General features: G+C 43.6%; 12 protein-coding genes. 5 read left to right on the forward strand and 7 right to left on the reverse strand.

Annotated features, from left to right (window positions below):
- Positions 1-16: 16 nt before the first annotated feature.
- Entirely contained in the window at positions 17-313 is a 297-nt protein-coding gene (locus AACU32_RS04010; RefSeq protein ID WP_339377481.1) for a hypothetical protein, read from the reverse strand.
- A gap of 111 nt (positions 314-424) precedes the next feature.
- Positions 425-1297: a ferritin-like domain-containing protein gene (locus AACU32_RS04015; RefSeq protein WP_096598083.1), complete on the reverse strand. Its 873-nt coding sequence runs from the start codon at positions 1295-1297 to the stop codon at positions 425-427.
- 152 nt (positions 1298-1449) lie between these two features.
- Here AACU32_RS04015 and AACU32_RS04020 point away from each other — a divergent pair, with 152 nt between their 5' ends.
- The 3 genes from AACU32_RS04020 to hpnH all read left to right on the forward strand — a co-directional run bounded on the left by AACU32_RS04020 (position 1450) and on the right by hpnH (position 6304).
- On the forward strand, positions 1450-4191 hold the full coding sequence (locus AACU32_RS04020; protein WP_096598085.1) for an efflux RND transporter permease subunit: 2742 nt from the start codon (positions 1450-1452) through the stop codon (positions 4189-4191).
- Positions 4191-5174 (forward strand): hopanoid-associated sugar epimerase, encoded by a 984-nt coding sequence (gene hpnA, locus AACU32_RS04025; protein WP_096598087.1) that lies wholly within the window; start codon positions 4191-4193, stop codon positions 5172-5174. The genes AACU32_RS04020 and hpnA overlap by 1 nt, the downstream gene beginning before the upstream one ends.
- Before the next feature lie 113 nt (positions 5175-5287).
- Positions 5288-6304, forward strand: a complete 1017-nt coding sequence (gene hpnH, locus AACU32_RS04030; protein ID WP_096598089.1) for an adenosyl-hopene transferase HpnH — start codon at positions 5288-5290, stop codon at positions 6302-6304.
- Positions 6305-6403: 99 nt separating this feature from the next.
- On the opposite strand, the gene AACU32_RS04035 is transcribed toward hpnH, so the two are convergent.
- Positions 6404-14677 carry an ELWxxDGT repeat protein gene (locus AACU32_RS04035; protein ID WP_096598091.1) on the reverse strand — a complete coding sequence of 2758 codons (8274 nt, stop codon included), beginning with the start codon at positions 14675-14677 and terminating at the stop codon, positions 6404-6406.
- A gap of 1129 nt (positions 14678-15806) precedes the next feature.
- Here AACU32_RS04035 and AACU32_RS04040 point away from each other — a divergent pair.
- Positions 15807-16307: a DUF2656 domain-containing protein gene (locus AACU32_RS04040; protein WP_339377482.1), complete on the forward strand. Its 501-nt coding sequence runs from the start codon at positions 15807-15809 to the stop codon at positions 16305-16307.
- 159 nt (positions 16308-16466) lie between these two features.
- Here AACU32_RS04040 and hpnI read toward each other — a convergent pair whose 3' ends face one another.
- The 3 genes from hpnI to AACU32_RS04055 form a co-directional block, all read right to left on the reverse strand.
- Positions 16467-17606 (reverse strand): bacteriohopanetetrol glucosamine biosynthesis glycosyltransferase HpnI, encoded by a 1140-nt coding sequence (gene hpnI, locus AACU32_RS04045; protein ID WP_096598095.1) that lies wholly within the window; start codon positions 17604-17606, stop codon positions 16467-16469.
- 516 nt (positions 17607-18122) lie between these two features.
- A complete protein-coding gene (locus AACU32_RS04050) occupies positions 18123-18308 on the reverse strand; it encodes a hypothetical protein (protein WP_096598097.1) in 186 nt (61 codons plus the stop codon).
- Between the two features lie 137 nt (positions 18309-18445).
- Entirely contained in the window at positions 18446-18961 is a 516-nt protein-coding gene (locus tag AACU32_RS04055; protein ID WP_339377483.1) for a helix-turn-helix domain-containing protein, read from the reverse strand.
- A gap of 296 nt (positions 18962-19257) precedes the next feature.
- Between AACU32_RS04055 and AACU32_RS04060 the strand changes: the two genes are divergently transcribed.
- Positions 19258-20874: a cyclic peptide export ABC transporter gene (locus tag AACU32_RS04060; protein ID WP_096598099.1), complete on the forward strand. Its 1617-nt coding sequence runs from the start codon at positions 19258-19260 to the stop codon at positions 20872-20874.
- Between the two features lie 140 nt (positions 20875-21014).
- Here the strand turns inward: AACU32_RS04060 and AACU32_RS04065 are convergent, their stop codons facing one another.
- On the reverse strand, positions 21015-21347 hold the full coding sequence (locus tag AACU32_RS04065; RefSeq protein ID WP_096598101.1) for a hypothetical protein: 333 nt from the start codon (positions 21345-21347) through the stop codon (positions 21015-21017).
- Positions 21348-21459: the final 112 nt, after the last annotated feature.

Below are 21459 nucleotides of genomic sequence, written 5' to 3' on the forward strand. Positions count from 1 at the left end.
TTGTCAGTTGTCAAGCTTAAACTTTCAGGCTCAAAGGTTCGTTAATGAAGCTAAAAGCCTCGTTAATGAAGCTAAAAGCCTCGTTAATGAAGTTCAAAGCCTCGTTAATGAAGTTCAAAGCCTCGTTAATGAAGTTCAAAGCCTCATTAATGAAGTTCAAAGCCTCATTAATGAAGTTCAAAGCCTCGTTAACGGAGTTCAAAGCCTGATTAATGGAGCTAAAAGCCTGATTAACGGAGTTCAAAGACTTATTAACGGAGTTCAAAGCCTCGTTAATAAAACGCCGATACTTATACATTTTACGTAGGGGCACGGCATTGCCGTGCCCCTACCAGCGTATTGGTATCATAATGAACGTGAACCGATATCAAAGGCGCAAAAGGCATTATCAGTTCCCCACACTCCCCACACTCCCCACACTCCCTTATCCCCCCATTCCCCATTCCCCTTTCGCCTCTACATTTTGCGGCTGGCGTTGCTGGGGGATGAATTGCAGAGTACGGCGGGCAATACTCGCTAGTTTAGGCATTAATTCTGGCTTGAGTAATCGGGAATCATACTTACTCATGCGCTGATGATTTTCCTGAATGCACACACTCAGAAACTTTTCTAAGCTCAAGTCGTCGGTGAAAGTGCTAGCGCCAGTGGCGGTGAAGCCAGTACCACTCGGATCGGCATCGCTAAAAGCGGTAATTAAGTTACTCAGTGCTTTGCCATAGTACCAAAGAGTTCTGACGAGCCGCAGAGGTAAAAAGCCTTGACGGCGATTAATTTGGATGTAGGTAAACCAGTTGACAAAAAAGACAATATGTCTTGCTTCTTCGTCCAAGATGGGATCAAAAATGGTGAAGAGTGCTTCAGGAAATACTTTCGCGTCACGGGCTATCCCAAACAGCCCAAAGGCAAAGAAGGAATCTAGACACTCTTCAAAGCCAAAGGTGGTGAAGGCTGGCTCAATATTGGGCGGTACTTCCACCGCTGGGCGTGCCGGCATGTTGATACTATAGCGGTCAATGAGTGTCTCGATCAGCCTAGCGTGGCGCGATTCTTCTCTGCCTTGGAGAGCGATCGCTTCATGCAAAAGGGGATCTGTCACAGTGGTAGCATAACTACTTACCATTGCCCCAGCTTCTCTTTCAATATCCAGCGCTTTCTCCCAAAAGGGAATAGCTTGTAACCGCGCGAGATCTGCATCATTTAAATCAGGCCAGGGCAGATGCTCAGGCTCATATTCTAAGTGGCTATTTAAAAAGCTGTGGCAGAATAATTCTTTGTGTTCAACAGAGCCAAGTTTCATATCTCAAATTTCCATTGAGTATAAAAGATTGAGTCATACCAAGGTGAGAAACTTCAGCAATAATGCTGATTGGGGAGTACCCGAACTCCCAAACTGCAAGTGATTACTGTAGCATGACAATAATTGTGTCACCCGCACGATGATTTTCCAAGATGGTCAAGCCTAATAGCTCAAAATCCGCACGAGAACGCTTCAATATTTCTAAATTGGCGATAGAATTTTCCTGGCTGACGGTAAGTTTTTGGATTGCCGTGACGGTAGCTGGACTTTTGGCTTTCAGTTCCCTCAAGTATGCTTTGTTTCCAGATATTACTTTTCCGGTGGTGGTAGTCAATGCTACTGCCCCCATCGCCACAGCTCTGGATACAGAAACCAAACTCACCCAACCACTAGAACAGCGTTTAAAATCCCTGGAAGGAATTGAGGATATTCGCTCATCTACTTATCCGGGACAAACGGCTGTTAGTTTATCTTTTGTTGTCGGTACAAATTTAGAAACATCGACGCGCCAAGTCGAGAATAGACTGAAGAATTTAACTCTGACTCAGGGAGCAAGTTATAAGATTATCCCCCTGAACTTGAATGAGTCTTCAGCGATTAGTTATGCAATTGAGAGTCCTGGCGGGAATCTCACCGATTTGACGAAGTTGGCAAAGGATAAAATTGTACCCGCGATCGCAAAACTGCCAGGAGTGTTAAAAGTAGTACTGTTGGGTACGCCTAGTAATTCCCCTCCCCAGTTATCAGCCAATGCGGCGGCTTTACCGGAAGGTGGAGCTACTTTAGTCCGCTTCAATGGTAAGGATGCTTTGGCATTTCAGGTAATTAAAAAGGGCACAGCTAATACTTTAGAAGTTGTCAGCCGCGTCGAGGAGGAAGTGCAAAAGCTTCAGTCTTCCCTAAAAGATGTCAAACTCACCTTAGCTGCGACTCAGGCTGAGTATATTCGCAACGCTACCCATTCCACAATTGACGCTTTGATTGAAGCCATTGTGTTATCGGTAATTGTCATTTTTCCATTTTTATGGAATTGGCAAGCTACCTTAATTTCCGCCTTGGCGATTCCCACATCTTTGTTGGCGACATTTATTGTCATGGCGTTTTTTGGCTTCAACTTAGAAACCATTACCCTGTTAGCCTTAGCTTTGGTAATTGGTAGTATTGTTGATGACGCGATCGTTGATGTTGAAAACATCATGCGTCACGTCGAAGATGGTGCAACTCCCCGCGAAGCGGCGTTGATTGCTACCAATGAAATTGGACTGACAGTCACAGCCGCCACTTTCACCGCCGTCGCCGTGTTTCTGCCAATTGGGTTAATGGGTGGAGTGATTGGGCAGTTTTTCAAACCTTTTGGTATCACTGTTTCCGCCGCCATGCTAGCTTCTTTGCTAGTAGCCAGAACTTTGTCACCAGTCTTATCTATATATTGGCTCAAACCTGCCTCATCTCGTTCTCGTCGGCGTGAATCTCAAGCATGGATTAAGTTTGCCCAAAGTTACCGTGATTTACTGTCATGGTCTTTGGATCATAAACGAATAGTCATGAGTTTAGCGTTACTCAGCTTAATTGCGGGTATTGCCATCATTCCCATGATTCCCAAAGGCTTTATTCCCAAATTGGATCGCGGTGAATTTAATATTACTTACACTGCTCCTTTACCAACTGTACCTGATGCTTTTCGGTCAGCAGCGGATGAAGTTGCACAATCGGTGTTAGGAGGACAAGGGGGACAGGGGAGACAGGGGGACAGGCTTCGACTTCGCTCAGCCTTCGGAGAAACTAATTCTCGAATCCCAATTCCCAATCCTTTAGATGATTCGCTAAAGGTGGCGAAGAAATTAGAAGATGTGGTGAGAAAATCGCCAGTTGTGCAAACGGTGTTTACTACTGTGGGTTCCCGTGAAGGCGAGCCGAATAAAGGCACAATTTATGTCAAACTTAAAGGCGATCGCAATATCACCACTGCGGAATTACAAGAGCAATTGCGGAAGAGTTTACCGAATCTACCGAATGTCACTACCAGTGTAGAAGATATTCAATTTGTGGATACTGGTGGACAAAAACCTTTACAGTTGGCATTAAGAGGTAATGACCTCCAAGAACTCAGCAAAGCAGCCAAAGCAATTAAAGACCGATTAGTCAAACTACCCGGATTTGCTGATGTAACTGTAACAGGTGAAAACAATCAAAACGGGCAAATTTTTCAAATTGAGCGCCTGGATAATCAGCGGGTAGCTTATATTGGCGCTAACCTAGGCAAAGATATGTCCTTGGGTGATGCGACTGATCAGGTAGTAGCACAAGCTAAGGCAGTTTTACCCCCTAGTGTTTCTTTAGACTTAGGCGGAGATTCTGCCCGTTTAGGTGAAGTTTTTGGCAGTTTTGGCACTACCTTAGCTTTATCAGCCTTGTGTATTGTCGTGGTGCTGATTTTGCTCTTCAAAGGCTGGGTAGATCCTGTAGTGATTGGTATTTCTTTACCCTTAGCTTTAGTGGGTGCAATGCTAGCGCTGTTAATCACCAAAAGCGACTTTGGCATGATTTCCCTGATTGGTTCGGTGTTTTTGTTGGGTATCGCCAACAAGAATGCCATCTTGATTGTGGACTATATCAATCAATTGCGTAAATCTGGAATGGAGCGGAAAGAAGCCATTCTCAAAGCCGGGCCAGTGCGCCTCCGACCAATTATGATGACCACAGCGGCGACAATTTTAGGGATGGTTCCCATTGCTTTAGGATTGGGTGCAGGTTCAGAATTGCGATCGCCGATGGCTGTGGCGATCGCAGGCGGTTTGGTAAGTTCAACTTTGCTCAGTTTAATTGTTGTGCCTGTAGTCTACGCCATCTTAGATGATTGGTTTCCCCGATTTCACAAGAGGTGGATTCCTTGATGCAAGCCTTTGTCACTGGCGGAACTGGGTTTATTGGTGCCCATTTGGTAAGGTTGTTGCTGCAAGAAGGATATGCAGTCAAAGCACTCTTCCGCCCTAGCAGCAACTTAGCAAACCTCGACGGGTTAAAGGTGGAACTTGTCAAAGGCGATTTAAATGATGCCGATCTCTGGCAAAAAATGCTGGGTTGTCAATACCTATTTCATGTCGCCGCCTACTATTCCCTGTGGCAAACAGACCAAGAGCTACTTTACCGCCATAACGTCCAAGGTACAAGCAACGTATTAGCAGCCGCGCAAAAAGCTGGAATTGAACGCACAGTATATACTAGCTCCGTCGCTGCCATTGGGGTCGGGGAATCTGGTAAAGTCGTAGATGAAACTCATCAGAGTCCCTTAGAAAAATTGGTTGGTCACTACAAAAAGTCAAAATTTCTGGCAGAACAAGTAGCCATGCAAGCAGCTAGTGCAGGTCAGGAAATAGTTGTGGTCAATCCTAGTAGCCCGATAGGGCCATTGGATATTAAGCCTACCCCAACAGGTGATATTATTCTGCGATTTTTGCGGCGACAAATGCCATTTTATGTAGATACAGGGCTGAATTTCATTGATGTCCGAGACGTAGCCTGGGGACATTTACTAGCGTTACAGCGAGGTAAAAAAGGCGATCGCTATATTTTAGGAAATCAAAATCTCACCCTCAAGCAACTTCTCGAACAACTCGCCCAAATTACAGGCTTACCAGCACCGCAAAACGCTGTACCTAGTTGGCTACCCCTCAGCGTTGCTTGGGTTGATGAAAAAATTCTCGCACCCTTAGGTAAACCACCCTCAGTTCCCTTAGATGGTGTGCGCATGGCTCAACAACCAATGTATTACAATCCTGCAAAAGCAGTAACAGAATTGGGCTTACCTCAGTCTTCCCTAACAACAGCAATTCAGGATGCTGTCGATTGGTTTATGAGTAAGGGTTACGTCAAATAAAGAATAAAGTCTGAAGTATGAAGTGTGAAATCAATAAGTTTCATCCTTCATCCTTCATCCTTCATCCTTCTTTTGTGGTGTTTTTCAACTTTATCGAGGAGTGAACAGAGTCAATGGCGATTAATTTACAACAAGCTATAGATATCGGGAAATATCTTGTAACTCAGCGTTTAAAAGGACGTAAACGCTTTCCCTTAGTATTAATGTTAGAACCGCTTTTTCGGTGTAACCTCGCCTGTAATGGTTGTGGTAAAATCCAACATCCAGTAGAAATCCTCAAGCAAAATTTAACCCCAGAACAGTGCTTTGCTGCTGTGGAAGAATGCGGCGCACCAGTGGTTTCCATTCCTGGGGGAGAACCTCTATTACACCCCCAAATTGATGAGATTGTCCGGGGATTAATTGAACGCAAGAAATATATTTACTTGTGTACTAATGGTTTGTTATTAGAAAAAAGCCTGCATAAATTCCAACCTTCCCCTTACTTAACATTTAGCGTCCATTTAGATGGAATGCGGGAATTGCACGATCAAAGTGTCGATCGCAAAGGCGTTTTTGATATTGCTGTCCAAGCCATTCGCGCCGCTAAAGCTAAAGGTTTTCGTGTGGCAACAAACACCACTATCTTTAAAGGTACTGACCCCAAAGAAATGCAGGAGTTCTTCGACTTCCTGGAAACCCTCAACACTGATGGGATGATGATTTCTCCAGGCTACAGCTACGAATGGGCACCAGATCAAGATCATTTTCTCAACCGCGAACAAACCCGCGCCTTATTTAGAGAAATTCTCGCCCCCCATAAATCGGGTGAGAAAAACTGGAATTTCAATCACAACCCCTTATTCTTAGACTTCCTCACAGGCGAGAAAGACTACGAATGTACACCTTGGGGTAGCCCTAGTTACAGCGTTCTCGGTTGGCAAAAACCTTGCTATCTATTAAATGAAGGTTATTATGCCACCTTCAAAGAATTACTAGAAGACACCGACTGGAGTCAATACGGCCGCGCCAGCGGTAATCCCAAATGTGCCGATTGCATGGTTCATTGTGGCTATGAACCAACAGCCGCAGTAGATGCAATGCAACCGCAAAATATAGCCCGTTCCTTGGGGACTGTATTTGGTAAATAATGATAGTGCAATGTGCAATGTGCGATCGCCAAATTCCTGATGATTTTTTCGTAAGTTAACACTTGTAGGGGCGGGGAAACCCCGCCCATCAAGACAATCCTAGAAAATCAAGTTGCTTTGACTGAAGTTACTAGCAGTAAAGTTGTTCAGTATGACTAAATTGCTAAAACTAGCATTGACACCCAAACCATCAGTATCAATATCAATCAGAGTATTTGTCCCAGATTGTATAGCTCTCACATAACCGTCAGCAATGGGATTTGTGCCTGTATAGTTCAAGTTAGTCAACAGAGTTTTCAACACCAGCACATCATCTGTACGGATAAAGTCAGTAATGGTATCAATGCCTTCACCCAAACTATCAAAAACAAATCTATCATTACCAGAGCCACCACTTAGCTGATCTTGACCAAATCCGCCAACCAGTACATCATTACCTGCACTACCAAACAAAGTATCATTGCCATCGCCACCAAAGACGGTATCATTACCATCTTGTCCTCTTAACGAGTTAGCACCAGAGTTACCAGTGAGAATGTTATCGAGGCTGTTACCTGTACCGCTGATGTTGCTAGTTCCAGTCAGAGTCAGGTTTTCTAGGTTAGCGCCCAGGGTCAAAGTTGCAGAAGAATTAACTAAGTCTGTGCCCGCATTCAATGCTTCGGTAATCGTATCACTACTAATGTTGACGATATAAGTATCATCCCCAATTCCACCGTCGAGAATATCACTTCCTGAACCCCCATCGAGGAGATCGTTACCTTCGTTGCCGAATAAGCTGTCATCGCCTGAACCACCGATGAGGGTATCATTACCCAGTCCCCCAGTCAATGAGTTAGCAACACTATTGCCAGTGATAACGTTATCGAGATTGTTACCTGTACCATTTAGCCCGCCGCTAGTCAGGGTTAAGTTTTCCAGGTTATCTCCCAGAGTCCAATTCACAGAGGAATTAACTAAATCAGTGCCGGCATTCAATCCTTCAGTAATGCGATCGTTGACGCTGTCTACAGTGTAAGTGTCATGACCTAATCCACCATCAAGACTGTCATTTCCCGTACCACCATCGAGGCGATCGTCACCTTCACCACCAAACAAGGTGTCATTGCCTGAGCTACCAACTAGGCTATCATTACCTGCTTCACCAAACAAGGTGTCATTGCCTGAAGCACCAACTAAGGTATCGTCGCCATTTCCGCCACTCAAGGAGTTAGCCCCAGTATTTCCGGTAATAATGTTATTAAGATTGTTACCTACACCATTAATGGCTGTGCTGCCAGTCAGAGTCAGATTTTCCAGGTTCGTGCCTAGCGTCCAAGTTACTGAAGATTGGACTAAGTCTGTACCTGCATCCAAGCCCTCAGTAATTATATCGCTACTGTTGTCTACGATATAAGTATCATGGCCGACTCCACCATCAAGAATGTCATTTCCCAAACCACCATCGAGGCTATCGTCACCAGCATCACCGAACAAGGTGTCATTTCCGGAATTCCCGATGAGGTTATCGTTATCATTACCACCGTAAAGCAGATCATTACCTGTTCCACCATCCAAGGAATCATTACCATCGTCACCTTTGAGGGTGTCGTTATTATCCAACCCTAAAAGTGTGTCATTGCCCTGGAAACCTGAGATCATATCTCTTTGGGCAGTACCAGTTAAGTTGTCTGCAATTGAAGTACCATTAATCACATTGAAATTGGGATTAATAGTCAAGTTGACAGTGGCAGTGCTGGTAAGTCCTAATCCATCACTGATGGTGTAAGTGAAGCTATCAGAACCATAATAGCCAGTGACAGGAGTGTAAGTGTAAGTACCGTTATTGTTCTTAACTAAGGTTCCTTGGCTAGGTTGGGTGATGGCAATAATATCTAAGATATCGGTGACATCTACATCGCTATCATTGCTCAGTAGTGTTGCTGCACTAACTGTAATGGCTGTCTCTTGAATAGTCGTGAAAGTGTCATTTGTAGCCACAGGAGCATCATTGACAGCAGTAATATTGAAGGATTGGGTTGCTGCAACTGCACCGCCATTGCCATCAACAACGTTGTAGCTCAGGCTAACTGTGCCGTTAAAGTTAGCATCTGGGGTGAAGGTGTAAGTGCCATCAAGGTTATCTACTAATGCGCCGTTAGTCGCTATCAAGTCGGCTACCGAGAGAGTATCAGCATCGACATCTGTAAAGCCTTGTAGTAATTGAGTCGCAGTAATAATGTAATCGGTATCTTCCGTCCCCGCAGTCAGTGAGGCGCTAGCTGTACCAGTGGGTGCATCATTGACACCAGTAATATTGAAGGATTGGGTTGCGGCAACTGCACCGCCATTGCCATCAACAACGTTGTAGCTGAGGCTAACTGTGCCGTTGAAGTTAGCATCTGGGGTGAAGGTGTAAGTGCCATCAAGGTTATCTACTAATATGCCGTTAGTTGCTGTCAAGTCGGATACTGAGAGACTATCAGCATCGACATCTGTAAAGCCAAGCAACAAATCTGCGGCGTTAATGGTATAAACAGTATCCTCATTTCCAGGGACTAAGGATACGCTAGCAACACCAGTGGGTGCATCGTTGACAGCCGTAATATTGAAGGATTGGGTTGCTGCAACTGCACCGCCATTACCATCGATAACGTTGTAACTGAGGCTAACTGTGCCGTTGAAGTTAGCATCTGGGGTGAAGGTGTAAGTGCGATCACTGTTGTCTACCAATGCACCATTATTTGCAGTCAAGTCGGATACCGAGAGACTATCAGCATCGACATCTGTAAAACCAAGCAACAAATCTGCGGCGTTAATGGTATAAACAGTATCTTCAACTCCCAGACTTAAGGATGCGCTAGCAACACCAGTAGGTACATCATTGACACCAGTAATATTGAAGGATTGGGTTGCTGCAACTGCACCGCCATTACCATCGATAATGTTGTAGCTAAGGCTAACTGTGCCGTTGAAGTTAGCATTTGGGGTGAAGGTGTAAGTGCCATCAAGGTTATCTACTAATATGCCATTAGTTGCTGTCAAGTCGGCTACCGAGAGACTATCAGCATCGACATCTGTAAAGCCAAGCAACAAATCTGCGGCGTTAATGGTATAAACAGTATCCTCATTTCCAGGGACTAAGGATGCGCTAGCAACACCACTGGGTGCATCGTTGACAGCAGTAATATTGAAGGATTGGGTTGCTGCAACTGCACCACCATTACCATCAACAACGTTGTAGCTGAGGCTAACTGTGCCGTTGAAGTTAGCATCTGGGGTGAAGGTGTAAGTAGTGCCATTATCGTTGCTGCTAATGCTGCCGTTATTAGCACTCAGTCCAGATACGGAGAGAGTATCACCATCGACATCCGTAAATCCTTGTAGTAATTGAGTCGCATTAATAGTGTAATCGGTATCTTCCATCCCCGCAATTAGTGAGGCGCTAGCTGTACCAGTGGGTGCATCATTGACAGCAGTAATATTGAAGGATTGGGTTGCTGCAACTGCACCGCCATTACCATCGATAACGTTGTAACTGAGGCTAACTGTGCCGTTGAAGTTAGCATCTGGGGTGAAGGTGTAAGTGCCATCAAGGTGATCTAGCAATGCGCCGTTAGTCGCTGTCAAGTCGGCTACAGAGAGAGTATCGCCATCGACATCTGTAAAGCCTTGTAGTAATTGAGCCGAAGTAATGTTGTAATTGGTATCTTCCGTCCCCGCAGTCAGTGAGGCGCTAGCTGTACCACTGGGTGCATCATTGACACCAGTAATATTCAAGGATTGGGTTGCAGCGATCGCACCACCATTACCATCAATAACGTTGTAACTGAGGCTAACTGTGCCGTTAAAGTTAGCATCTGGGATGAAGGTGTAAATCCCGTTGCCGTTGTCTACCAATGCACCATTATTTGCTGTCAAGTCGGATACCGAGAGACTATCAGCATCGACATCTGTAAAACCAAGCAACAAATCTGCGGCGTTAATGGTATAAACAGTATCTTCAACTCCCAGACTTAAGGATGCGCTAGCAACACCAGTAGGTACATCATTGACACCAGTAATATTGAAGGATTGGGTTGCTGCAACTGCACCACCATTACCATCAACAACGTTGTAGCTGAGGCTAACTGTGCCGTTGAAGTTAGCATCTGGGGTGAAGGTGTAAGTAGTGCCATTATCGTTGCTGCTAATGCTGCCGTTATTAGCACTCAGTCCAGATACGGAGAGAGTATCACCATCGACATCCGTAAATCCTTGTAGTAATTGAGTCGCATTAATAGTGTAATCGGTATCTTCCATCCCCGCAATTAGTGAGGCGCTAGCTGTACCAGTGGGTGCATCATTTACAGCAGTAATATTCAAGGATTGGGTTGCAGCAACTGCACCACCATTACCATCGACAACGTTGTAGCTAAGGCTAACTGTGCCGTTGAAGTTAGCATCTGGGGTGAAGGTATAAGTAGTGCCATTAACGTTGCTGCTAATGCTGCCGTTATTAGCAGTCAATCCAGATACGGAGAGAGTATCACCATCGACATCCGTAAATCCTTGTAGTAATTGCGCCGCAGTAATGGTGTAATCGGTATCTTCCGTCCCCGCAGTCAGTGAGGCGCTAGCTGTACCAGTGGGTGCATCATTTACAGCAGTAATATTCAAGGATTGGGTTGCAGCAACTGCACCACCATTACCATCGACAACGTTGTAGCTAAGGCTAACTGTGCCGTTGAAGTTAGCATCAGGGGTGAAGGTATAAGTAGTGCCATTAACGTTGCTGCTAATGCTGCCGTTATTAGCAGTCAATCCAGATACGGAGAGAGTATCACCATCGACATCCGTAAATCCTTGTAGTAATTGCGCCGCAGTAATGGTGTAATCGGTATCTTCCGTCCCCGCAATTAGTGAGGCGCTAGCTGTACCAGTGGGTGCTTCATTAAGATTGTTAATGGCGATCGCGATCGCTTTCTCGTAAAATAAGCCATCTTGATCGGTGGTGCGAATGCGGATACTGTAGCTGTTCTTGGTTTCGTAGTCAGGAGAAAGATTGATCTGTAGCTGATTACCAACAATGCTAAAGCTGCTGTTATCTGCGCTACCTGCACCAGCAACGAGTGTATAAGTATGAGTGTTGCCTAAATCAGGATCAGTGGTATTCAAGTTGCCAATGACTGTATTGGCGATCGCGTTTTCGTTAACACTGCTATTACTCAAACTTACATCAGTGGGCGCACTGTTGAGTTTAAGCACAAACAGTTCTTGACCAACGTTACCATTGTCGGCAACAAAGTAGAGTTTGCCATTAATATAAGTCAAATCGCTAGGATTAGAAGCCGCCGAACCGGGAAATAAATCATTAACTCTCACAGTACCAGCTGCTGTGCCATCACTTTTCCACAACTCAGTCCCACCCGTGCTGTCAGTGGCGACAAAATAGAGTGTGCCGTTGACATTCGTTAAATTTGACGGGTTAGAAGACTCTGTCCCGACGAATATATCTCTAACTCTGACAGTACCCGCATCAGTACCATCACTCTTCCACAACTCAGTACCACCGCTGCTGTCAGTGGCGACAAAATAGAGTGTGCCGTTGACATTCGTTAAATTTGACGGGCTAGAAGACTCTGAGCCTGTGAAAATATCCTTAACTCTAACAGTACCAGCGTCGGTGCCATCACTCTTCCACAACTCAGTCCCACCCGTGCTGTCAGTGGCAACAAAATAGAGCGTGCCATTGACATTCGTCAAATCATATGCATTAGAAGACTCTGAGCCTGTGAAAATATCCTTAACTATGACAGTACCAGCGTCAGTGCCATCACTCTTCCACAACTCAGCCCCACCCGTGCTATCAGTGGCGACAAAGTAGAGTGTACCGTTAACATTTGTCAGATCCTGCGGGATCGAGGAGCTTGTGCCACTAAAGATATCCTTAACTCTGACAGTACCGGCTTGAGTACCATCACTTTTCCACAACTCACGTCCACCACTGCTGTCAATAGCAGTAAAGTACAGTGTCCCGTTGACATTCGTCAGATTTTGCGGGGTAGAAGAACCTGAGCCACTAACGATATCCTTAACTCTGACAGTACCTGCATCAGTGCCATTACTCTTCCACAACTCATATCCACCACTGCTGTCAATAGCAGTAAAGTACAGTGTCCCGTTAACATTCGTCAGATTCTGTGGGTTAGAGGAGGTTGATCCAGCAAAGATATCCTTGACTCTGACAGTACCTGCTGAAGTGCCATCACTCTTCCACAACTCATATCCACCACTGCTGTTAGTGGCAGAAAAGTACACTATACCATTGACATTCGTCAGATTCTGTGGGTTAGAGGAGCCTGTGCCAGAGAGGATATCCCTAACTCTGACAGTACCGGCTTCAGTGCCATCACTCTTCCATAACTCACGTCCACTACTGCTGTCAGCGGCGGAAAAGTACAGTGTCCCGTTGATATTCGTCAGATTCTGGGGTTTGGAAGAACCTGTCCCAGCAAAGATATCTTTAACTCTGACAGTCTCCGCCGAGGAGACATCAGTCTTCCATAACTCACGTCCATCACTGCTATTAGCGGCAGAAAAGTACAGTGTGCCGTCAACATTCGTCAGACTTTGCGGGTTAGAAGAGCCTGTACCAGGAACGATATCTTGGACTCTGACAGTACCTGCCGAAGTACCATCACTCTTCCACAACTCAGTTCCACCAGTGCTGTCAGTGGCGACAAAGTACAGTGTCCCGTTGATATTCGTCAGATTTTGTGGGTTAGAGGAACCTGTGCCGACAAAGATATCTTTGACTCTGACAGTTCCAGATTCTGTACCATCACTTTTCCACAACTCACGTCCCCCACTGCTATCAGTAGCGGAAAAGTAGAGGATGCCGTTGACATTCGTGAGATTCTGTGGGTTAGAGGAGCCTGTGCTACTAACGATATCCTTGACTCTGATAGTACCTGCTGAAGTCCCATCACTTTTCCACAATTCAGTCCCACCAGTGCTATCAGTAGCAGAAAAGTAAAGTGTACCGTTGACATTTGTGAGATTCTGCGGGTTAGAGGAGCCTGTGCCAGCAAAGATATCTTTAACTATGACAGTACCGGCTGAAGTCCCATCACTCTTCCATAACTCAGTATCGCCATTGCTATCAGTGGCGACAAAATAGAGAGTGCCGTTAACATCTGTCAGATTTTGCGGGTTAGAGGAGCCTGTGCCAGCAAAGATATCTTTAACTCTGACAGTACCTGCTGAAGTGCCATCACTTTTCCATAACTCAGTCCCACCAGTGCTATCAGTAGCAGAAAAGTACAGTGTCCCGTTGATATTTGTCAGATTTTGCGGGTTAGAGGAACTTGTGCCAGCAAAGATATCTTTAACTATGACAGTACCGGCTGAAGTCCCATCACTCTTCCATAACTCAGAATCGCCATTACCATCAGTGGCGACAAAATAGAGAGTGCCGTTGACATTTGTCAGATTATATGGATTAGAGGAGCCTGAGCCAGCAAAGATATCCCTAACTCTAACAGTACCCGCTTCCGTGCCATCACTCTTCCACAACTCAGCCCCACCACTACTGTCATAAGCCACAAAGTAAAGTGTGCCGTTGACATTTGTGAGACTTTGCGGATTAGAGGATTCTATACCAGCAAAAATATCTTTGACTCTGACAGTACCAGCTTCAGTACCATCACTCTTCCACAACTCAGTCCCGCCATTGCTGTCATAAGCCACAAAGTACAGTGTGCCGTTGACATTAGTTAAATATTGTGGGTTAGAGGAAGCTCCACTAGTATTGATATCTTTGAGCAGGCTAATCGATGTTTCTTCTGACAACACATGGGGGTAAGCTGTTGTTGCTTCTGGACTAAAAGCTTGAGCAGTGGTGATTTTTCCTGTAGTCACATCTAGATCCCAATTACCACCAACAACAGCGTTACCAACTTTGCTAGAAGAAGCCGCCACGGGAGTTCCTAGCAATTGACTTAAGCTGTTAATAAATCTAATTCCTATGTGTCCCGCACCAACCTCGCAACCATAAAGCAAAATGTTAGCGCCCGGTGCTAAAGATGTTTTCCATTGCTGTAAGGCACTGTTGTAGAGATCAAGGGTAAATAGACTCAGGGGCGATCGCCCTAGTGTAATCTGCCCTGGTTGTCCGTGGGCTACAAGATGTAAACTTGTGATTCCTTGGTGTTGCGATAGCTTTTTGCTAATTTCCGCAACGCCATCGTCTTGAGGATCTAGCACCACTACTTCCAATCCAGGAGTTACAGCTGCCGCCAATTGTTCATATTGCGCCACTCTAGAATCAATGAAGACAATGCCACTATCCATTGTTTGCTGAATACTGACAGGTACTACAGGCATAAATCTGGCGAAATCAACCGTTGTCATAACCGTTTTTCCTTAAATTTTTATGTAAGAATCACAGGCGAAATCAAAGGTTGGTAGATGCTAAGAGTGCGTTCGTCGTACTCCTCAAAGAGAACTCGAAAAGTAGAGTAGACATTGCCGTAAAACCCTTCGGGCATAGCTACCCTGCGGGTTCTCCTTTGGAGTACGCTTACTGCACAGCGTCTCGACACTAGAAGGCATCGCTATTTTTCTTGCTGGTGAACGATGCTTAGTACTTTAAATAAAATGTATTATTTTATACTTTTAAATGAAATATCGTATTTGTTACACCACTAAGTCTTGCAGAGAAAATTGAAAAATTCCGAGGATACATAAGTAACACTAGGCATGAGGTTATGGAAAACCACCTCCATAATTTTGGTAGTTTTCCATTGCACTCAACGCTGAGCAAATTATTAAATGTATTAAATATTACTTCAATTTGAAAGTAATACTTGTGATATATAAGCATCCTATTCGATTGACGAAGTTACAAAGTAGAGGTAGACAACAGGAAGCAACGCCACTAGCTATGACGAAAGGAAAAGCAAAGCAGGGCTGCTTTATGAGCGATGGGTAGGGAAAGAAAAAAGGGGGTTCAGGTAATGATCATTTTTTCAAAAATCAAATAGGAGTCCTATAGTTTTACGGATCTACTATCTTTGGGTAGAGATAATTTGATCAAAAAAAGTATAATTTATTAAGGTGAGGTTAAGTATATTTGACCGCAAACTTAGTAAACTCTTTAAAGATTAAGGATAGATTAAGCTTTTTATTCATTCAAACTTTATACTTTAATTTACTTTGTGCAGAAAATTTACAGTAAGTGTGGAAGGCACGAGGCATACTGCGAGTGCAGAAGAGATGCAATCTGGTGCGGGCTGATTTACCCACCACGCTAGTTGCTGATTCCTTGTGACTTGGTTAAAAGACAATACGCTTGGTGTTAAGAGATATTGTAGGGAACATCCACAATCTTTTGGTGTATACAGTAATCTTATCGGTGCCGTGCCCCTACGACGTATTGCATCCCAGGCTAACTCAACTGTATTGGGTTAAAGGATTGACAAAAAAGAAAAAAGTGCAATAGTCATCTAGAATAAAAACTAGAAACTTTGATCAAAAAAATTTGACTATTTTGAATAATACAATTTCCGGGCGGATGCTGCTCGCTCACAACTTTGATGTCTCGGGTGATATCGTCCCAGCTCTCAGTCGAGAAGAATTTGCCCAAGTGTTTCAATCGAGCTTGAGTACCTATGACAACCTGCAATGTAGGCTGGTGAATCATCCCCATTGGACTGTGGAAATTTTATTTCCTACCAATGAATTTTCGCCCCAGCAAGTCGGAGAACTGTGCGCTCAAGCTCTAGCAGAGAAGCGGCACAAACAACAATTAAACGCTGATACTATCCCAGAGATTCTAGTATTAGGAGGTATCAAAACTACTCCCCCCACTAGCGACTCTCCGGATGCCCTGCAACCAGGAAACTGGGGTGTGGATGTGGTCGAGACTCAAAGCGGTGAGGCATTTTTGCAGGCGATCGCATGGGATGCCACCATTGCCCAGAAATCTGCCGATAGTGTGTTCAAAGTTGAACGAAAGCCAGCTCAAGCAAGTAATTACTAGTAGTTCGCCAAGGGAACTTGGCTGGGTAAAGGGTAAAGGGTAAAGGGGTAAAGGTGTTTTATTCCTTCTCCTTTAACCTTTAACCTTTCCTATGCATAAATTTCCTGGGTTAATTATATATATTTGGATCAAATTTATCTTGTTCTGAAAATAAGATCATTATTCCAGTAAAACTAACTTACCCCCCTGAGTTAGCCGCAATTGCTGACCTCGCCAGGTAATTGCGTTACCGACAAAGCCGTAGCACCAGATAGCAAAATGCATCAAATCGCGTACAGGAATGAGCCAAAAATTTTGTTTGGTAACCGGATCTTTGAGCATTTGAACGCCAACTATCCAACCCATTAGCAAGCGCATGATCCAGGTAATTAAAAGCCCAGTCCAACCTAATATTGAGCCTTTTGTCACCAGGAATAAAAGTAAGCTAGTAACTGTTCCGTAGGTAAATAGCAAGCCCAAATAGCCCCAAGGACGAGAAACGCGGATACAACGCACCCAACGGAGTTGGCGTTGGATGACTTCTGTGAGGCTACTGGTAGCTAAAATATGGTCAACTATATAATTAGATAAGACAACTTGATAACCTGCTTGGGCTGGTAGATAGCCTAGTTGAAAGTCATCAGCCAGATAATCTGCGATCGCGCCAAATCCGCCAATTGCTTCTAGCACCTGTTTGCGGATGACAATAGTAGAACCGAAAGCAAATTTTATCTGTTCTAATTGATTGCTAACTAATACGCTAGGATGAAAGCCGGTAGCAATACCCAACGCTTCTAAAGATGTTACCCATCCTTGGGCTAAAGAACGATACAAACAGGTGACTACACCAACCTTATCATCTTTCAAAGGCTGGATGACTCGTTGTAAATAGTCTTTACCGACGCGAATATCACTATCGGCGATGAGGAGAATTTCGTGTTTAGCAGCAGTGACAGCATTTGCGAGATTACTCACTTTCAGGTTAGCGCCAATAATGCGATCGCTCACCAGCAGCTGAATATCGACATCAGGAAACTGCTGGATAATTTTTTCGATAACTACTATGGCAGGGTCTTGGCGATCGCGCACAGCGAAGATAATTTGATATTCTGGATAATCTTGTTGGCAAAATGAAGCCAAGTTTTCCTCAGCATCGCGATCGACACCACAGATAGGCTTGAGGATGGTAACAGGGGGATGGAAAGCTGGATCTATAGTCTGGGGCTGGGTAAAAAAAGCGATCGCTGCATATATGCTGTAACAGTAAAAAAATATCGCTGCTAAACACAGTATTAACAGTAACAACTTAATAATTGACATCATCAAGTCAAGCACGCCTAAATTTTATCTCCACAATCTGCCTAATAATTGGGGACATATATGTTTCTGTTTTGGCTTGATAAATAAACCTTACTTTTAGCATCACTCCCCAGTAAATATCATATAGTAATCCAATTTGATTTATTCTGCTTCGCGTGTCAGTTATCAGTTGTTATAGACGCGAGAACCCTTAGCTGTACAGTTGTTTTTCTTGCTGTTATCTGTTATCGCTTTGCAGGTATTGGTAAAAATCTGCTTTTATTTAGTGACATAAAATATTGATTTGTATCTCAGCTAAGTTTTGGCAACCTATTTCATTCAGTTTTTTATTGTCTACTATTTAATTAAGCCCAGATAAAAAGCTAAATAAAATTAAAAATTTTAAGGCAAAAAAATGAATAATAAACAGAACAGATTACCAGGAAAAGTAGAAATTAATGATTTACTAGATGATGCGATTAATAATGCGATCGCTCGTCGTCAGCAGCACGACAATTCCGAAGAAGATTAATATATTTAACTTGGGAAAGGCAATGTTGCAAATCGGTTGACGGCAGAGAGTAACCCAATGTTTGCCTGAGTTGTTGTGGTAATAGGAACTGTGCGGACAGATGTTGCGCCATGAATATCTAATTCCGGAAAAGTTTGGGGTAGATTTAAAGGTATAAATTCGTAGTTATCGGCAGTTTCTTCAGATTCCAAGTCATTAATGCAGATTTTGTAATGATCGGACGCTGTTCGTGTTTGTCTCGGGGAAATAGGGGACTTCCAAATAAAAAAACATCCCAATCATTAACTTACCAAGCCCGCAACCTCGTAGGGGCGGGGTGACCCCGCCCCTACAATTTGGGATAATTTATTTTTTGGAGTTCCCTAGGACGGACGAGAGTAGATAAGCCTAGTTGTTTCAGCAGGCGTTTCAAATGGCGATCGCTCAACTTCACCCCAAATTCATCGGCGAGATGTTTACACAACCAATTCACCGTCCAGCGCCGAAAACTATAACCATATTCACGGGGACTGCTGCTGATGAGTTCCCGTAACTTCTCTAGATAAGCCTCGTTCACTGCTTTCGGACGACCCTTGGGAGAATCTTGCCATTGATGAGCCATCCCACTACGCGCAACGTGCATCCAATGTCTGACTGTAGCTGCACAACAACCCAAAGTCTGACAAATTTCTGTTTGCGATTTTCCCTCATCTGCCAGCAACATAATAGCTATCCGCTGACGATAAAGTTGGGGTAATTCCTCCCGCAACCTTTTTTGTAGCAGTTGGCGTTGAAACGGTGTCAAATACTGACCATGAGGCGATATCGCTTCATGGCGATCGGATTTTGATTGATACTGTGACATAATCAATTTTCGATTATAAATTGATACACATCAGTGTATGTAAGTTAGCGTGGTAATGATTTCCAACGCTTGACATCAATAGGTACGCCTTCAGCGTCTTATGCAGATTTTTAGGAAAAATTTACAAAAATTTATGATTTATGCTGAAATTCTAGGTAATATTTCTTACTCAATCAAGATGATTGACTCAACCGCTGATAAATCCTACTTATAGAATGAGATAATATGCTGGAAGCTGATAAGTTCTTCCATACCCCTAACAGAGCGCATTCGGTGAAATTGCTAATTATATTTTCATGAATCTGATTTACTTTCTTTTACGTTCTTCATGGGGGATGGTGGCGATCGCGATCGTCACCGGATTCCTGAGTGGTGGTAGCAGTGCTGGACTAATTGCGCTCATCAGTTCGGCGGCAAATCTTAGTAACCAGTCATCCCTCACATCCATAGCTTGGGGGTTTGTGGGATTGGTAATAGTTGCATTAATTACCAGTATAATTTCTCAGGTAATGCTAGTTCGCCTCTCACAAAATGCCATCTTGCAATTAAGGATGAGCTTAAGCAATCAAATACTAGCTTCCGAGTTAAGTCATTTGGAACACCTCGGGAATCCTCGTATATTGGCAACCCTGACAGAGGATGTACAAACTTTAGCTAATGCTGTCTACTTAATTCCTTTCCTCTGCATTGATTTAGCGATGGTTGCTGGCTGCCTTGTGTATATAACTTGGCTTTCCTGGCTAGTATTTTTGCTAGTTTTAATATTAATGGTAGTAGCACTTGGGAGTTGTAACTGGCTGTTACGCGGCGGGGGAAAATTGCTAGCCCAGGCTCGTGACGATCAAGATGTCCTATTTAAGCATTTTCGCACAGTTACCGAAGGCATCAAAGAACTTAAACTTAACTATCAACGCCGTCAAAGTTTCTTAGAAAAACAACTAAAATCAACGGCTGTTAGATACCGGAATCATAATATTCAAGGATTGACTCTGTTCGCCACCACTACAAGTTGGGGCAGATTTATATTTTTCTTCGCGGTGGGTTTTCTGTTATTCGCTTTGCCGAATTTAATTACTATTAATCCGCACACACTCTCTGGCTTCATCCTCACTTTTACTTATTTGATGTTGCCGATGGATAATATAGTTAATAACTTGCCCCAAGTGATTAGAGCGAACGTTGCTTTACAAAAGATAGAATCATTGGATTTATCTCTAGCTAGTCGCGAAGAAACATCAACAGTACCACCAGTTATAAAAACTACGTGGCAGAGTTTACAACTAAAAGGAATTACCCACACTTATTACAGAGAGCGAGAAGATAATAACTTTATTCTCGGCCCCATAGACTTGACATTATATCCTCAAGAAATAGTATTTATTGTTGGTGGCAATGGTAGCGGTAAATCCACTTTAGCTAAATTAATTACTGGTCTTTACATCCCGGAAAAAGGGGATATTTTATGGGATAAAGAATTAATTAGTGACAAAAATCGCGAATGGTATCGCCAACATTTTTCCGTAGTTTTTTCTGACTTCTATTTATTTGATGAACTTTTAGGATTAGAAAATCCTGACTTAGATAGAAAAGCTCAAAAATACCTCAAGCAACTCCAGCTAGACCATAAAGTCACAATCGAAAATGGCAAACTTTCTACCACCGAACTTTCTCAAGGACAGCGTAAACGACTAGCTTTACTGACAGCTTATTTAGAAGACAGACCAATTTATTTATTTGATGAATGGGCAGCGGATCAAGACCCACTCTTCAAAGACATATTTTACACTCAACTGTTAGCAGAATTGAGAAATCAAGGTAAAACGATACTAGTAATCAGTCACGACGATCGCTACTTTCATTTAGCAGACCGAGTAGTTAAGCTAGACTACGGTAAAATTGTCTATAGTCATTAGTCATTAGTCATTAGTCATTAGTCATTAGTCATTTGTCATTAGTCATTTGTCAATTTAGCAACAGTCAACAGTCAACAGTCAACAGTCAACAGTCAACAGTCAACAATCAACAGTCAACAGTCAACAGTCTCCTCTGCTTCCTAATCCCCCTCTACCCCCCTGTTAGAGTCATTCTTTTGTGGATGCTCTTTTTTGATTGGTGGTATTGAATTAACCTTAAGAACAGGTTCATTTGTAGAAGTCTGTCGTTGTCTGAGCAGTTGAATTTCTCTTTCCATCAATTCTTGACCTTGGCGGAAAAATTCTTGAGAATTATATGGAACCAAGTCACGGGATAAATGTTGAGTTTGTGCAGGAGTCAGGCTAGGTAACTGTTGCTGAGCATGAACAGCAGTTTGTCCAAACGCTAACAAAGCTGTTGAAAATCCTAAGGCTGTGACTTTGATGCAGCGGGGAAATATCAGTTGCAACATGATTTATACCTCTCTTCCATGAATGCTGCTTCTAACTATCTGTAAGCTACACTCATTTACTGGCTAATTACCTCCTACGAATGGGTTAATTTTTTTAACTCAAAATTTCTTT

It is taken from the genome of Calothrix sp. NIES-2100, from assembly GCF_963875285.1.
Lineage (GTDB): Bacteria > Cyanobacteriota > Cyanobacteriia > Cyanobacteriales > Nostocaceae > Aulosira.

Bases quoted from the DNA above. Each gene is read 5' to 3' on its own strand.
- AACU32_RS04015 (WP_096598083.1), bottom strand. From the start codon at position 1,297: ATGAAACTTGGCTCTGTTGAACACAAAGAATTATTCTGCCACAGCTTT.
- AACU32_RS04020 (WP_096598085.1), top strand. From the start codon at position 1,450: ATGGTCAAGCCTAATAGCTCAAAATCCGCACGAGAACGCTTCAATATT.
- hpnA (WP_096598087.1), top strand. From the start codon at position 4,191: ATGCAAGCCTTTGTCACTGGCGGAACTGGGTTTATTGGTGCCCATTTG.
- hpnH (WP_096598089.1), top strand. From the start codon at position 5,288: ATGGCGATTAATTTACAACAAGCTATAGATATCGGGAAATATCTTGTA.
- AACU32_RS04035 (WP_096598091.1), bottom strand. From the start codon at position 14,677: ATGACAACGGTTGATTTCGCCAGATTTATGCCTGTAGTACCTGTCAGT.
- hpnI (WP_096598095.1), bottom strand. From the start codon at position 17,606: ATGTCAATTATTAAGTTGTTACTGTTAATACTGTGTTTAGCAGCGATA.
- AACU32_RS04055 (WP_339377483.1), bottom strand. From the start codon at position 18,961: ATGTCACAGTATCAATCAAAATCCGATCGCCATGAAGCGATATCGCCT.
- AACU32_RS04060 (WP_096598099.1), top strand. From the start codon at position 19,258: ATGAATCTGATTTACTTTCTTTTACGTTCTTCATGGGGGATGGTGGCG.
- AACU32_RS04065 (WP_096598101.1), bottom strand. From the start codon at position 21,347: ATGTTGCAACTGATATTTCCCCGCTGCATCAAAGTCACAGCCTTAGGA.